General features: G+C 67.7%; 10 protein-coding genes and 1 pseudogene. 2 read left to right on the top strand and 9 right to left on the bottom strand.

Going from position 1 to position 15113, the window contains the following annotated elements:
- Positions 1 to 17 precede the first annotated feature (17 nt).
- Positions 18 to 1262, top strand: coding sequence for an MFS transporter (locus ABEA24_RS24810; protein WP_345433431.1), 1245 nt, complete (start codon positions 18 to 20; stop codon positions 1260 to 1262).
- 111 nt (positions 1263 to 1373) lie between these two features.
- On the opposite strand, the gene ABEA24_RS24805 is transcribed toward ABEA24_RS24810, so the two are convergent.
- The 4 genes from ABEA24_RS24805 to ABEA24_RS24790 form a co-directional block, all read right to left on the bottom strand.
- Positions 1374 to 2447, bottom strand: a complete 1074-nt coding sequence (locus ABEA24_RS24805; RefSeq protein WP_345433430.1) for a cation diffusion facilitator family transporter — start codon at positions 2445 to 2447, stop codon at positions 1374 to 1376.
- Positions 2444 to 2881 (bottom strand): ArsR/SmtB family transcription factor, encoded by a 438-nt coding sequence (locus tag ABEA24_RS24800; RefSeq protein WP_345433429.1) that lies wholly within the window; start codon positions 2879 to 2881, stop codon positions 2444 to 2446. Before ABEA24_RS24800 ends, ABEA24_RS24805 begins: the two co-directional genes overlap by 4 nt.
- 319 nt (positions 2882 to 3200) lie before the next feature.
- On the bottom strand, positions 3201 to 3956 hold the full coding sequence (locus tag ABEA24_RS24795) for a CbtA family protein (protein WP_345433428.1): 756 nt from the start codon (positions 3954 to 3956) through the stop codon (positions 3201 to 3203).
- A gap of 14 nt (positions 3957 to 3970) precedes the next feature.
- Positions 3971 to 4189, bottom strand: coding sequence for a CbtB domain-containing protein (locus ABEA24_RS24790; RefSeq protein WP_345433427.1), 219 nt, complete (start codon positions 4187 to 4189; stop codon positions 3971 to 3973).
- 199 nt (positions 4190 to 4388) lie between these two features.
- Here ABEA24_RS24790 and ABEA24_RS24785 point away from each other — a divergent pair, with 199 nt between their 5' ends.
- Positions 4389 to 4970, top strand: a complete 582-nt coding sequence (locus ABEA24_RS24785; protein WP_345433426.1) for a histidine phosphatase family protein — start codon at positions 4389 to 4391, stop codon at positions 4968 to 4970.
- A gap of 8 nt (positions 4971 to 4978) precedes the next feature.
- Here the strand turns inward: ABEA24_RS24785 and ABEA24_RS24780 are convergent, their stop codons facing one another.
- The 5 genes and pseudogenes from ABEA24_RS24780 to ABEA24_RS24765 form a co-directional block, all read right to left on the bottom strand.
- On the bottom strand, positions 4979 to 5596 hold the full coding sequence (locus ABEA24_RS24780) for a cation efflux transmembrane domain-containing protein (protein ID WP_345433770.1): 618 nt from the start codon (positions 5594 to 5596) through the stop codon (positions 4979 to 4981).
- Between the two features lie 783 nt (positions 5597 to 6379).
- Positions 6380 to 7156 (bottom strand): hypothetical protein, encoded by a 777-nt coding sequence (locus ABEA24_RS24775; protein ID WP_345433425.1) that lies wholly within the window; start codon positions 7154 to 7156, stop codon positions 6380 to 6382.
- Between the two features lie 27 nt (positions 7157 to 7183).
- Complete coding sequence (locus ABEA24_RS24770) at positions 7184 to 10003, bottom strand: type I polyketide synthase (protein ID WP_345433424.1); 2820 nt, start codon at positions 10001 to 10003, stop codon at positions 7184 to 7186.
- Between the two features lie 30 nt (positions 10004 to 10033).
- Positions 10034 to 10270 (bottom strand): annotated as a pseudogene (locus tag ABEA24_RS53685) (acyl carrier protein); the annotation flags it as partial.
- A 1-nt stretch (position 10271) separates the two neighbouring features.
- A complete protein-coding gene (locus ABEA24_RS24765; protein ID WP_425551231.1) occupies positions 10272 to 15107 on the bottom strand; it encodes a MupA/Atu3671 family FMN-dependent luciferase-like monooxygenase in 4836 nt (1611 codons plus the stop codon).
- Positions 15108 to 15113 lie beyond the last annotated feature (6 nt).

Raw genomic sequence — 15113 nt, 5'->3', positions numbered from 1 at the left:
GCGGGGAGGCGAGCAGAATGGCTGAGCCGCAACCGGAGCGGGGCGGTGCCCCCGAGGAACCCGATGAGGGGCGTTGGCTGAGCCCTGGGGTCGGTGGTGTCGGGCTGGCCAGCTTCTTCTCTGACGCCGGCCACGAAATCGCCACCTCGGTGCTCCCGGCCTTTCTGTCCAACGTGCTGCACGCCTCAGCGTCGGCGTTGGGACTGATCGAAGGGCTGAGTGACGCGCTGATCGGGGTGGCGAAGCTGGTCGGCGGGCCGCTCGCCGACGATCCACGCCGCCGCGGCCGGATCGCCGGCGGCGGGTATCTCGGCACCGCGCTGGCGACCGGCGCGATCGGCCTGGTCACCGCGGTGTGGCAGGCGGGGATCCTGCGGGCCATCGCATGGTGGTCACGCGGCATCCGCTCACCGGCCCGCGACAGCCTGCTCGCCTCACTGGCTCCTCCCCGCGCGTTCGGCCGCGCGTTCGGGCTGGAACGCGCCGGTGACAACCTCGGCGCGGTCGCCGGCCCCCTCCTGGCCGCCGGACTGGTCACCTGGCTGGGGATTCGTCCCGCCCTGTGGTTCGCCTTCGTTCCCGGCATCTTCGCCGCGGTCGCGATCACCATCGCCGCCCGGCAAGCGCGCCGGCACGATGGTGTGCGCCGACCGATCCGGCTCGATTTCAAAGGTCTGCGCGGGGCCGGGCTGGTCCGGCCGCTCCTGCCGATCGCGGCGTTCGAGTTCGGCAACGTCGCCGTCACGCTGCTGATCCTGCGCGCCACCCAGCTTCTGCACAGCACGGGCCGGTCGGCCGCCGCCGCGGCCTCACTGGCGATCGTGATCTACGCGGCCCACAACGCCTTCGGGGCCGTCATCGCCTACCTCGGTGGCCACTGGATCGACCGGGCCGGCCCTCGGCTGGTGTTCGGGGCCGGCGCCGTCGTCTACGTGCTGGCGTACGCGGGGTTCTCCATCGGCCCCCACTCGCCGTGGGCGCTGCTGATCGCCTTCAGCCTCGCCGGCGCTGGAATCGGGTTCGCTGAGACGGCCGAGTCCGCGCTCGTCGCGCTACTGCTGCCCGACCGGCTGCGCGGCAGCGGATTCGGCGTGCTTGGGGCAGTCCAAGCCCTCGGCGACCTGATCTCGACCGTGGTCGTCGGTGTCCTGTACACCACGGTGTCGCCCGCCGCGGGATTCGGTTATGCCGCCGCCTGGATGCTCGCCTCCGTGCTGGCCACCCTCACCGGTGCGTTCAGCACCCGGCCGACCGTTTCCTGAGACTTATGATCTTGCGCCGAACGGTCCGGTCCCATCGAGGCCGCCGATCGAGCCGATGCTTGACCTTCGCAGTTGTGGTGGGGCTGTCTGCGTCGTGACTGTGGTGCCGCGTCACCGGCCGGTCTCGGGCGCGGTCGTCGGCGGCTCGGGGCGGTGTACGGGACCGTGGGACTCGTCGCAGTGTTCTTCTGCCTTGCCGTCCGCGTTGGTGATGGACAACAGCGGGTCCGGCGCGTGGTCGACCTGAAGCGTGGTGTGGGTGATCTTGTATTCGGTGGCCAGGACCGCTTCGAGGTCGGCGCGTACGGCGTGGCAGTCCTTCCCCGAGTCGACCAGGACATGGGCCGAGGCGGCGGGCATCCCCGAGGTGATCTGCCAGACGTGCAGGTCGTGGACCTCGGTGACGTGGGGGCGGGCGGCCAGGGCCTGGCCGACCTGTTCCGGTGACAGCCCGGCAGGAGCGGCCTCCAGGAAGACGCGCCCGGATTCGCGTACCAGCCCGATACCGGCCTTGAGCATCAGCGCGACCACGACGAGTGAGGCGATCGCGTCCGCGCGGGCGAACCCGGTGAGCACCATGATCAGACCGGCCACCGCGGTGGCGATGAAGGCGTACAGGTCGGTCAGGATGTGCTGGAAGGCGCCTTCGACGTTGAGGCTGGACCGATTGGCCTTGCTGATCAGCCAGGTCGCGGCCACGTTGATGGCGACGCCGACCAGCGCCGTACCCAGCACCAGCCCGCCTGTGACCTCCGGCGGTTCGACGAGACGGCGGATCGCCTCGTATCCCAGCCAGGCCGACAGCAACAGCAGTGACAGCCCGTTGGCCTGGGCCGACAGGATCTCCGCGCGCTTGAGCCCATAGGTGTACCCGCCCTCGGGCGGTTTGGCGGCCAGCCGCATGGCCACCAGCGCCAGCACGATCGAGGCCGCGTCGGTCAGCATGTGCGCGGCGTCGGAGATCAGCGCCAGCGAACTCGCCAGGATGCCGACCACGACCTCGCCGGCCATGAATACGGTGATCAGCGCGAGTGCGCCGGTCAGGTAACGCTTGTCCGCGTCGGCGCTCACGCCATGGGAATGACCGGCGTGGCCACCGCCGTGGTCCGCCTCGTGGTCGTGTCCGTCCTCATGGTCATGGACGGCATGTCGATCGGTGTGCGTGTCGGCGGACCGGCCGGTCATGAGCGCTCTCCAGAGCTGGGGTCGTGTTCGGGGTGGGCGGCTGCGGGAGCATGCCCGATGTGGGTGAGCGCCACGTCCAAGAGCATGCGCACATGTGCGTCGGCGAGCCGGTAGTAGGCCATCCGGCCCTTACGGCGTACGTGGACTACCCGATGCGCGCGCAGCAACCGCAGGTGATGAGAGACCGCGGACTCACTCGCGCCGGAAACCGCGGCGAGGTCGCACACGCACATCTCGCCTTCCAGCAGCGCGACCAGAACCCGCAGCCGACCGGGATCGGCGAGCAGCCCGAACACGTCCGCCAGTTCGGCGACGTCGTTCTCGGCGGGCATCGACGCGGCCACAACGGCCACCCGGTCACGGTCGACGATCCGGACGCTGCAATCGCCGATCCCCGTCAAGGGCTTCGCTACAACATCTGCACGATCGTTCATATGTTGTACCGTACCGCGCACCTTGATGACCTCGCAGTTCCTCAGCGCGAGGGCGTCGCGACGGCCGACGGCGCGGGACGGCGATGACATGGCTGACCCTGCTCGAGATCTCGGGCAGTACCGAACCATGCCTCACTGGCGCCGTCCAGCGCCGATCGCGGGGTTGGCGCCGGCCGCAACCGCCGCAGTGATCGCTCTGGCGGCCAATGCGGTCGCGGCGCGACGGCTGTCCGAGTCCGATCGCCACCTGGGATCGGGGCCACTGGAGTTGCACAGGATCGGCAACGGGGTACGGACGGCCGCACGCCGAAGTAACGGATCACCGAAGCGCGGTACCCGCCGGCATCACGTGGGTTCCGTTTGAGCGGCGATGGGAGAGCCGCCGTTCGGCCAGGGGGCCGAAGAGCAGCCCGAGGGCGGCCCAGAGAGTGGCCTGGATGCCGAGGGAGGCGAGGCGGAATCGCCAGAGCACGACGGCGGGAAAGTCCTTGGGGACCTCCTGGACGGCCGGCATGGTCAGGTAGGCGACGCCGAGCAGGACGATGAAGACACCCGCGGCGGTCAGGGCGGCGTTCCAGTTTCCGAATCGTGGCGCCAGCCGCCGGCCGATCAGTACGGCCGCGATGGCGAACAGGACACTGATGAGGATCAGTCCGAAGTACAAGGCGGTGCGCTTGCCGATGGTGTCGGGGTTGCCGACCGACGGCGGGTTGGCCGGGTACTTCAGGAACGGGGCGAGCTCGACGGCGATGAAGCCTCCGAAGGCGACCAGTGCGGAGGTCGCTCGTGCCCCGAAGGAGCCGATGCGGCCGTAGGCGAACGCGAACGCGAGGGCGAAGACGCCGCCCAGCGCGATGCCGTACAGGCCGACGCCGGTGGCCAGGCCGAGAGTCTTTTGCACGCTGCGGCTGACGAGTTCGGGTTCGGGCGGCTCGCCGGCGAGGGCGGCCTGATGTTCTTCGAACCCGATCGCGCGTCCGACCTGGGGCTCACCGAAGATCCATGCGACGACGAGGGCGAGGAGGGCCGCGGCAAGCCCGACGAGCATGCCGCGGACCAGAAGGGATCTGACCATGCGCTCGTGCCCGCTCAGTGGCAGGGGAAGCCGAGCAGGTGACGGCCGTCATGCACGAACTCGTGCACGTAGTGGCCGCCGATGAGGGAAGTGGCGCCCTGTTCGGCACCGACGAAGTAGATCAACAGCAGGGCCAGAACGGAGGCGAAGATCGCCCAGGGCAGCAGTTGCCGGATTGGGATGCGTACCGGGACGGGCTGGGAGTGGGATTCAGGGACAGCGGCTTGGGCCACGGTCGGCCTCCTTCGGGATCACGCGTCCCGCTCGATGGGGCCGTGACAGGGCGGGGTCTGACTTCCGGGGCATGCCCGGTCACAGTGGCGCGGCCGTGCCAGAGTCTCGCTGGCTTCCTACACCGTCACGATGTCGCATGGAACGTAACCCACCAGTCGTACCGCGTCAACGAGGGTGACAGGCGACAATGATCACCTCATGACCACCAGGCTCCAGTTGATCAGTCACGCCTCGACCGCCGCCACCGCCCGGGCGGCGTTCCCGGGCGACGAGCCGCTGGACCCACGCGGCCTTCGGCGCGCCGAAGCGCTCGCCGGCAGGGTCACCGGCACTCGGTCGTCGCTCACCGGCCCGGAGTTGCGTTGCACGCAGACCGCGAAGGCGCTGGGTTTGACCGCGATGGTCGACCCGTCGCTCCGCGATTGGGATTCTGGACGGTGGAGCGGGCGAACACTCGCGGAGACGGAGGCGCGCGAGCCTGAGGCGGTACGAGAATGGCTGGCCGATCCGGCCGCCACCCCGCACGGCGGTGAGTCGATCCTCGACCTCATCGAACGCGTCACCGCATGGCTCAGCGGCCTCACCTCAGGCTCCATCGCGGCCATCACTCACCCGGCCGTCATCCGGGCCGCCGTCGTCCACGCCGTGGAGGCGCCACCGGCACGTTTTTGGCATATCGACGTGGAGCCTCTGGCCGGCGTCTTCTTGAGCGGACGGGCGGGTCGCTGGCGACTGAGGTACGTGTCGGCCGATGACCGCGGACATCATCTCAGCGAGTAGCCGTCAGGTCAGCAACAGTCCTCACCGCGCCACGCCTCGAGGCCTTCCCGGACGGCGACGGCGGCGACGGCCAGGCCGATGAGGGGATCGAGCCACCACAATCCGAACCAGGTATTGGCGCCCAAACCGATAAGGACCGCGCCGGCGAGGTAGGCGCAGAGAAGGTTCTGCGTGCCCTCGCCCGCGGTGGCTCCGGAACCGAGGCGGGCGCCGAGGCGGTGCTTCGCCTTGCCGAGCGCCGGCATGATCAGCAGGCTGGCGACGGTCACAGCGATTCCCAGGGCCGTGGTGTCGGCGCGCTGACCGCTGATGAGCTTGTGGCCCGATTCGACGGCGACGTAGGGGGCGAGCAGCCAGAACGAGACGGCGACCGCCTTTTGCGCTCGGTGCTCGGCGGTCGGGGACAGGGTGCGGGACCCCGTGAAGCGCCAGATCACGATGACACTGGCCAGCCCCTCGACGACTGAGGACAGCGCCCAACCGATCAGCGCGATCGACGCCGCGCCGACACCCGCGACCAAACCGGCCGCGCCCTCGAGAGTCATCCAGACGAGACTTGCCCAAGACAGGGCCTTGGCCGCCCGGGCGGCTCGCAACCACCGCTCGTGTGCCTCTGGTTCGACCACCGGAACGGCGCAGCAGCCGTCCTCGCATGTCGCCTCGCCTGTGGGCGTCGCCTGTGAGTCTTGCGGCGGTAGAACCATGATCATTTTTCCGATTCGCTGCCGGACAGTGGACGGGTGAACGGAATCACCGGGTTGCCGCCCGGCCTTTCGACCGTACCTCGGAGGCCGTTGACGCCACGCGCCTGATCATCTGAACCATTGCTCATACATTAAGCCGAAGGCGGGCGGGCGCCAAGGGGTGGGCGTCAACGTCAGGGCTTCCGCGCCCGCTGGTGTCGACCGGTGGGGCGTCGTATGCAGGGTGGATGACAACTGAGATCAGGTGTGGATCGTCTTATGACCGGACGGCGGTGAACGAAGGCATCGATACGTCGATCGCTGCCTTCGCACAGGGGTTTCCTCGCTGGTTTCTGCCGCACCGCTGCGCCGGACGGTGTCGCGGTTCCTTCGGGTCCGCGGAGGCGCAGAGGGCGGACGTTCGCCGCCGCCGGCGGTGGCCTGGTGCTGATCGCCGGCCTGATCGTCGCCGGGATCGTCGTACGCCGGTCCGACGCCGCACCGAAGGGACGCCTCAGTGCCCCGGTAACGGCCTGTGCGGTGCCACAACGCCGGGCCCTCACCGACTTGGCGGCAGTTCTTGCGGACGGCATCCAGTAGTTGCTGGAGAGCGGCATGGAGCCAGGGGACCGGTTCGACCGTACGAGGACGCAGGCGCTCATGACGGCCGCCTGGTATTCCGACCCGAAGCTGGGGGCGCGGCGTGATGCCCCGGACGCTTCGGTCTCAGGAGAGAGTCCTATGCGCCTCGAAGGCGGACAGCACCACGGAACGTGTCGCCTCGCTGCGCAGCAGCTGTGCCCGATCGCAGGCCATGCGTACGTTTCGGACGGTGTCCGACTCGAACGCGAATTCCTTCTGTGGCCCGTCGGCCGAGGTGATGTTCACGACGTTCCCGCTCCAGGAGCAAACGCTGGAATGACAGGCTGCTACGAGGTGACTGAGCCAGTCGGCATATGTATTGGCCATGTGCCTGGCGCTTTCCGTCGCCTCCTCCTCGCTGCTCCCGGCGGTTCGCAGGGTGGCGACGACCGCACGCTCGACGTTCTGCACCAGTGCGTCCACGAAACGCTCGGGATCCTCGGAGAGAAGGGACATGTCAGCCCTACTCGACAGGTCTTGTTCGGGTGATCGCGCGCCTATCCCAGAAAGCGCGGTCCGATAGCTGTCGAGAATCATCTCTGGTGTGCCGGCCTCGGCGTTGAAAAGGATGATCACGGGCGGTTTCTGTTGGGATCGGGCGGTCGCGGAGGCGACTTCGAATGCGAAAGAGGCCGACGTGCAGTACGCGGCGACCGCTGCGACGGGCCCCTCGCCCGGAGAGACGCCGGCAATAATTCGTGAGGCATATGCGGTGGCATCGACCGCACGCGGCAAAGGGTGGCGCAGGAGGTTGCGAACACGCACGCCATACTGATCTAGTTGTAGATCGTCGACCCGCGCTTCCGTCCGAAATCCGGGGTAATCCAGTACATAGAGGAGCGGTTCATCTTCGTGACGCATATTTATGGACCTCTGTATCTTTCGCCGTCATCCCCGCCGTTCGACGTCGTCGAACAGCGTGCGAAGTTGAGTCGTCATGAGGTCTGACACCTCATCCACCAAATGGCCCATAAGGGTGAGCTGGCGGTCGGCGAGCCGGGCGATGAGCGACCCGGAAACCGCGTCATCCACGGACTGCCGCTCCGTCTCCACGTCGTCTTCGGGCATGCCGGGCGGTGCGAACCGGTCGCGGCGGAACGGATAACCGGGCATCGGGATACGTCTGCCCCGTGCGGCGATCTGTTCCCAGGCAACGGAGGCACCACGGCGATAGAGGGTCGCCAGGGCGTCCCAGATCCCGCGAGCTCCCTCCACACCGCGTACCTGGCCGGCCGTCCACCGGGCATGCGGGAAGGTACTACGACCGATTCCGGTCAGGACATCGCTTGGGCCGATTTCGAGGAAGTCGTGGCACTCGACGGCGTCCAGTTCGGTCAACGCCCGGTGAAAGAGGACAGGGCGACGGGCCTGACGGACGACGAAATCGGCGTCCAAGACCGTCCCCGCCGGCAGCAACTCTCCCTCCGCTCCTCCGGCGCACGGTATCCGTAGGGGCATGAAGCGCAGTTCGGCGGCGGCATCGCGTAGCCGCGGGAGGACCGGGTCGATCAAAGTCGAGTGGAAAGCCCGGTTCACCGCCAGTGGGCGGCACATCACGCCTTCGGAGGTAAGGAACTCCTCCGCCTTGTCGACACTCTGCGCAGACCCGGAGAGCACATGGGCGCGCGGCCCATTGACCACGGCCAGTTCGACGCCTGTCGAACGGCACACGCGCCGAACCGTCTCGGCGTCGGCGGCCACCGCGAGCATCCGGCCCGGAGCCGTACCGGCACTCATGAGCCGCCCACGGATCACCGTAAGACGCAACCCGTCGGCGAGGGAAAGAGCCCCCGCCTCGCAGAGCGCGGCGATCTCACCCAGGCTGTGCCCGACCATGAGGTCCGGCTCGATTCCGAATGATCTCCATAGCCGCGCGAGCGCGACCTGGAAGACGAACAAGGCTGGTTGTGCCATGGCGGTCGGCGGCGGTCCTGCCGACTCCTGCAGTAGGACGTCCAGCAGGCCTCCTCGCTCATGCCGGCGGTACAGGCCTTCGCACTCGTCAAGGACATCGCGGACGACAGAGAACTCGGCATACAGGCTCCGTGCGGCCCCGGAGACGGAGCTTCCCTGTCCCGAGAAGGCGAAGGCCAGTGGCCCTGAACCCCGTACCGGTTCGCGCTTCCATGAACCGCGAAGATTCTCGAGCGCACTGACGAGTTCTGCGGGCGACCGGCCGTATATCGTCGCACGGTGTTTCAGGTGCGGCCGGCCGAGCGCCAGGCTGAACTGCACATCCGCAGCGGAGACCTCGGGGTTTTCGAGCAGATGATCGCGGAGTCGTTCCGCCAGCTCCCGCAGGGAATCTTCGCTCTGCGCGCTGAGCGGTACCAGCAGGGGGGCCGTCGCCGGTGGCGTGACCGGGGGAGCGGGCGGCTCCTCGAGCAGCACGTGGGCGTTGGTGCCGCCGAAGCCGAGCGCGCTGACTCCCGCACGCCGCGGTGACGCGTCCCCTGTCTTCCATTCCTCGAGTTCAGTAGCGAGACGGAACGGGCTTTCATCCCACGAGAGCCGTGGGTTCGGCCGCGTGACCTTTACCGTGGGCGCGATCACTTTTTGCCGCAGCATGAGGACGGTCTTGATCAGTCCTGCCATTCCGGCACAGGTGTCCAGGTGGCCTACGCTGGGCTTCACCGACCCCAGAGCGGCGAATCCGGTCGTGCCCCGACTCGACCGGTAACCTCGGGACAGCGCCTCGAACTCCACTCGATCGCCCAATTCCGTGCCCGTCCCGTGCGCTTCCACATAGCCGACGGAGTCGGGCTCGATGCCGGCGTGGGAGAGCGCTTGGCGTATCACGTCCGCGTGGCCCTGGACACCGGGCGCGGTGAAAGCCGCCTTTCCGTCACCGTCGTTGTTCACCGCTGAGCCCAGGATGACAGCGTGGATGGTGTCGCCGTCGGCCAGCGCCCGGTCGAGCCTTTTGAGCAGCACGGCCGCGACTCCGTTGCCGCCGACCGTTCCGTCGGAAGCGGCATCGAAGGCGCGGCAGTGACCGGTGGACGAGAAGATGAAACCCGGTTCATATCGATACCCCTCTTCCTGGGGCAGGTGCACGGCGGCCGCGCCCGCGAGGGCGAGGTCGTTCTCGCCGGTGAGCAGTGACTGCATGGCGAGGTGGACCGCCACGAGTCCGGTGGAACACGCCGTCTGCACGCCGATGGCCGCTCCGGTGAGACCGAGACGGTAGGCGACGCGGGAGGCGAGGAAGTCGTATTGGCCTCCGATCAGCCTTTGCATGTCCTCGGGGGCGTTCTCGGTCTCCCGGCCGACGGTGGTGTCCTTCCCGGATCGTGCGTAGTACGGCGGCTGCGGACCGTACAGATTCATCCCGCCACCCGCGTAGACGCCGATACGCTGCTCATGGCGGGCGTCCGCGTAGCCACCGTGCTCCAGCGCGTGCTGACAGCACTCCAGGAACAGCCTGTGGGCTGGATCCGTGACCCGCGCCTCCCGCGGAGTCATCCCGAAGAACCGGGCGTCAAAGCAGTCGACGTCCTCCAGGACGCCTGCCACGGGCCGGTGATCCGGATCCACCCCGGTGGAGCGGAAGGTGCTCACGCTGCAAACGCCGGAACGCAGATTCTCCCAGTACTGATCCACATCACGGGCACCGGGAAGATACGCGGCCATACCGACGACCGCGATTCGCCGGTCCGGGCCATCGAGGCGCGCCCCGCCGTCAACCGCGGGCACGTCCCTGCTCACCGGCCCGCCGGAGGAGGCGAGGTACGCGGCGAGAGCCGCCACGGTCGGGTGCTCGAAGAGATCGACGTCGGAGAGCGGACGGCTGAGTTCTCGTTCGAGACGGAGCCGGACACGCACGAGGATCAGCGAAGTAAGCCCGAGATCAAGGAAGGACGTGTGCATGTCGACGGGGCGCTCTGACACGTCTTCGACGATCTGCCGGACGCGCTGCCCGAGTTCCCGTTCCGTCAGTGCGCGAGGCGCCGGGCCGATGTGATGGTCCGGCATGTCAGCGCTCCCGCTCTTCCAGCCATGCCGCCACCGCGCGGATCGTGGGTGCGCCGAGGAAGTCGACCATGGGGATCTTGTGGCCCAGTGCGGCTCTGATGCGTTCCAAGAGACGGACGGCCGACAGCGAGTTTCCGCCCACGTCGAAGAAGGACCGCTCCGGAGGAACGGCGTCAGCACCCAGCTCGGCGGCCCACAGCTTCTGCACGGACAGCTCCATCTCGGTCAACGGGGATTCGCCGGGGCCGGCAGCGGACGCGACCTCCATCTCCAGGAGCCGCTCCCGATCGAGCTTGCCGTTGGGACCGGTCGGGATCCGGTCCAGGCGTACCCAGACCTGCGGAACCAGATAGTGCGGCAATACGGAGGCGAGTTGCGTACGCAGCGGATCCCAGTCGTCCTCACCGGCCGCTCCGCCCCGCAGGACCACATAGGCGACCAGCTGGTTCTCTCCTGCCCTGTCGGGGCGGGCGAGGACGACGACCTCCTGGACCTCCGGCAGCCGGCTGAGCGCCCACTCGACCTCTCCAGGCTCGACCCGGTTCCCGCGGATCTTCACCTGGCCGTCGATACGTCCGTGGTAGCTCAGCGTGCCGTCCGCCTGCCAGCGCGCCAGATCCCCCGTGTGGTAGAACCGCTCCTCCGAACCCATGGGGTCGGGTCCGAACTTCTCGTTCGTGGTCTCCGGGTCGCCGAGGTATCCGTGCGCCGGCGCGCTACCACCGATCAGGAGCTCTCCGACGGCGCCGACCGGCGAGGGGCGTCCGAAGCCGTCGACGATGCGTATCGAGACGTTGTCGATCGGCCTGCCGATGGGGGGAACCGCCTCGGTGGCCACGTCTATCTCGTGCGACGTCACCACCACCGACGCCTCCGTCGGCCCGTACTGGTTGTACAACGTGAGATCCGGGCGCTCCTCGGCGAGACCACGCAGCCCGGAGGTGATGCTGAGCTTCTCACCGGCGATCAGGACCTGCCGAAGAGACGGAACCTCCTCGAACTGGTCGGCCAGGTACTTCAGCGGTGTGAAAGGCACGCTGATGCGCTGAACGTTGTGCCGCCGCATGTGCTCGGCCACGGCCGATGGTTCGTGGCGGGTCTGGTCGTCGAGGACGACCAGTGTCGCTCCGGACGCCAGGGTCGTGAAGATCTCCTGAACGCTGACGTCGAATCCGACCGAAGTCCACTGCAGGGTGTCCAGCGGTCCCAGGGCTCGCACCTGCCAGCGGACGAGGTTCACCGGGCCGCGGTGCGGGACGGCCACGGCCTTCGGCCGGCCGGTCGATCCGGAGGTGTAGATGCAGTACGCCGTGTCTTCGGGGTCGACCGGCCGCCCCGGGGAGGCGGTCGTCCCATCGGAGCCGACGTCCTCGATCCACAGAGCAGGGCACGGAAGCGCTTTCTCCGCCGATGCGTCCAGAGCGCGGCTCGCTATGACCAATCCGGCTCCGCTGTCCTCCATCATGAACCTGCGACGCTCGATGGGCAGCGATCGATCGACCGGAACGTACGCGGCACCGCACTTCAGCACGGCCAGGATGGCGGTGACCTGCGCCGCGCCACGAGGCAGGCATATGGCCACCCGACCGCCACGGGATACTCCCCGGGAGACGAGATGGTGTGCGAGACGGTTCGCCGACGCGTCGAGGTCACCGTAGCTCACCGCGTCGCCGTCGCCCGCGATCGCGATCGCGGCGGGTGTCTTGCGCGTCTGTTCTTCGACGAGCTCGTGCAGGCCGGCAGAGGGCGCGGCGGTGCGCTCTCCCTGCCATTGCGCCTGCAGGCGCTCATCATTCTCCGTCAGGGCCCGTAGCCGGGACAGCGGAGTGTCGGGAGACCTCACGGCACGGCGTAGGAGGTCGTCGACGTACTCCATGATGCGGCGTACCGTGGCCGCGTCGAAGAGGTCCGCGTCGTATTCGACCGTGCAGCGAATGCCGTCGTCTCGATCCGAGAAGTACAGGGTGAGATCGAACGGGGTCACGGTCCTGGAAACGTCCAGCAGTTCGGCGGACAGTTCCCTGTCGTCGAAGTCGAGCGTGGCCTGTTCCTCGAACGTCACCATCACCTGGAAGAGCGGGTTCTCGCCCGCGACCCGGTCCGGGTTGATCGCTTCGACGACCTGATCGAATGGGACGTCGGAGTGGTCGAGGGCCTGAGTCGAACAGGCGCCCACGCGCCCGACCAGTTCGCGGAAGCCGGGATCGCCGGAGAGGTCGAGCCGCATCGCGATCGTCTCGACGAACATTCCCACGACATGCTCGGATCCGCTCGGCCGGTTGTTGACGACCGTGCCCAGGGTGACGTCCTCCTGAGAGGAGAAGCGCCCCAGGACCGAGCCGACCGCTCCGAGGAGCGTCATGAACGGCGTGCGTCCGTTGGCTCTGCTGAAACGACGGATCTCGTCGGAGAGCAGACGATCCAGGTCGTGCACGAGACTCGCGCCGTTGCTCTTCGGACTCACCGGTCGTGGACGGTCTGCGGGCAGCGTCAACGGAGCCACGTCCGCCAACTGCCGTTTCCAGAACTCGATGCTCTCCGCCAGGTGCTCCGCCGGTCGCTCGTAGGGCGCGCCGGGCCAGGGAGCCGGCACCGTGAGGCCTGCCGGTTCACCGGGCCACGAGCCGTAGAACGCGGCGAGGTCCCGGGCGAACACCTGGGTGGACTGCGCATCGAAGACGATGTGGTGCGCCGCGATGTACAACAGGTGGCGTTCGGCACCGAGTACGCCGAGCCTGACGCGTAGCAACGGTCCGCTGCTCAGATCGAAGCCGGTTTCATCCTCCATGTCCCTGAGCCGGATCAGAGCGTCCTCGTCACCGAGTCCGGTGAGATCCGTGATGGGACACTCGACCGGGACCGTCGGCAGGACCACCTGATTGAGAACGCCATCGTCCTCCCGGAAGACCGTGCGCAGGTTCGGGTGTCTGTCGACCACCCGTCGCAGTGCCGCCTGAAGAGCCGCAGTGTCGAGTGGGCCTTCGAAGAGGATGGCCTTGGGCTCGAGATAGGTGTTGTTGCCTGGGTACATGCGGTCCAGCAGCCACAGCCGACGCTGAAGCGATGAGGCCGGCGCGACGGCGGATGCGGGGCCGGCACCTTCGCCCGGAGCGAGCGAGCATGAGGGGCCGGAGTTCTCGCCGGGACGCGGACCGTACTCTCGCCGGAGCGCGTCCAGTTCCGGAAGCGCCGCCAGCATCAGATCAGGTGCCACACCGAAATCGATGAAGCACCCGACCTCATCGGTACCCGCCGCTATCAGGGCGTCCATGACCGCGCGACAGCCGGCAACGCTTCCGATCAGTGCCCGGCTCTTGCAGTACCGTTCGTACGCCTGTTCCAGAACGAAGTCCAGATCATCTTGATCGGTTTCGCCCAGGTCGACGTCGATGCCGAGGCTGTTGGCGACATTGTTGAAGAGGGTGAGTGAAGAGCGCAGATAGTCGCAGAAGGGCCGGAACGCCTCCTGCTTGGCGCGCAGGGCGTCATCTCCCAGATACGTGTGAACGAGCACGACCACGCGACCCGTCTCAGGATCGAGGCCGTGCGTGGCTCTCGTGCGGCGGTAGAGGGCGATGTTCTCACGCAGATCATCGATGCTCTGTGACATGAGGTTCGTGACGATTCCGAGACCGTTCCGGGCAGCCTTCTCGTAGCTCTCGGGATTCGACAGGACAGCGGCGAAGAGCGGCGGCTCCTCCTGTACCGGAGCCGGATGCAATGTCACCTCGACCTGTTCGCCGCTACCGGAGGCGGCCCGGATGGGACGGCCGGCCCACAGCTGCCGGAAAGTGTCCAGGTATTCGTACATCACTTCGCGCTGGCGGCCGTAGTTGTCCGGAGCGAGCACGAAATCGTTGGAATGCCATCCGCTGGCAAAGCCGATTCCCACGCGGCCGCCGGACAGGTTGTCCACCACGGACCATTCTTCAGCCACTCGAACGGGGTTGTGCAACGGAAGGACCACGGAACCCGCGTGGAGGCGAACGCGGGACGTGCGGCTCGCCAGAGCAGCGGCCAGCACCGATGGGCTGGGAAACAACGACCCGAAGGAATGGAAGTGACGTTCAGGAATCCATACCGCGTGAAATCCGTTCTCGTCGGCAAAGGTCGCGGCACTCAGCAGATGCTCATAAGCGGCCGCCGCGTCCTGCTGGGGATAGTCGCCGAAGAAGTACAGGCTGAAGTCCGGGGTCCGGCTCCGCGGAGCCGCTTGAGCGGTGGGACGAGGCCGGCTCGTCGTGTCCGGATCCGGCGGCCGGGGACCCCGGGGGGCCTGGCGTCCCGCGGTGGGCGGCGCCGCCCGCGCGGAGGATGGAGCCGCCCGCGGCGGCTCTTTCCGTGGTTCCGGGGCGGACCGCAGCCGGCCCAGGACATCGAGCTGCTGGGACGTCAGTTCCGAGAATCTGGAGATCATCTTCTCGGCCAGCTCCAGTTGGCCGTTGAGCACTGAGATGACGGCTTCCGAGGCGCCGGCCGTGGCGGAGGTCGATTCGTACGCCGGGCTCGAGGTGGATGTCACCGCCGGCATGCGTGGGTGTGTGACGGCAGGGGCCTCTTCCTGGGCGTCCGTGGTCGCCGGGGCCGGTCGCGGTTCGTGCCCGGGAGTGTCACCGAAAAGCATCCGGGACAACTTGAGCGGCGTATCGAACTCGGTAAAGAGGTCTTTTATTGATACTCGCACACCGAAGTCCGACTGAAGCCTCCTGGTCACGGCCAGCAGACTCAGCGAGTCCGCTCCCGACTCTATGAAGGTCTTGTGGACGTCGAGTTCGTCCACCGGACGTCCGAGCTGGCCGGCAATGAGAGCCACCAGGTCTTCCTTGTTGCCTGTCATCGCCGT

Source organism: Actinoallomurus vinaceus, assembly GCF_039542055.1.
GTDB classification, from domain to species: domain Bacteria; phylum Actinomycetota; class Actinomycetes; order Streptosporangiales; family Streptosporangiaceae; genus Actinoallomurus; species Actinoallomurus vinaceus.
The sequence above is the reverse complement of the archived record's forward strand: the minus strand, read 5'-3'. Positions and strand labels throughout refer to the sequence as shown.

Coding starts and splice junctions, on each gene's coding strand:
- ABEA24_RS24785 (WP_345433426.1), top strand. CDS start 4,389: ATGACCACCAGGCTCCAGTTGATCAGTCACGCCTCGACCGCCGCCACC.
- ABEA24_RS24810 (WP_345433431.1), top strand. CDS start 18: ATGGCTGAGCCGCAACCGGAGCGGGGCGGTGCCCCCGAGGAACCCGAT.
- ABEA24_RS24795 (WP_345433428.1), bottom strand. CDS start 3,956: ATGGTCAGATCCCTTCTGGTCCGCGGCATGCTCGTCGGGCTTGCCGCG.
- ABEA24_RS24800 (WP_345433429.1), bottom strand. CDS start 2,881: ATGAACGATCGTGCAGATGTTGTAGCGAAGCCCTTGACGGGGATCGGC.
- ABEA24_RS24765 (WP_425551231.1), bottom strand. CDS start 15,107: ATGACAGGCAACAAGGAAGACCTGGTGGCTCTCATTGCCGGCCAGCTC.
- ABEA24_RS24805 (WP_345433430.1), bottom strand. CDS start 2,447: ATGACCGGCCGGTCCGCCGACACGCACACCGATCGACATGCCGTCCAT.
- ABEA24_RS24775 (WP_345433425.1), bottom strand. CDS start 7,156: ATGCGTCACGAAGATGAACCGCTCCTCTATGTACTGGATTACCCCGGA.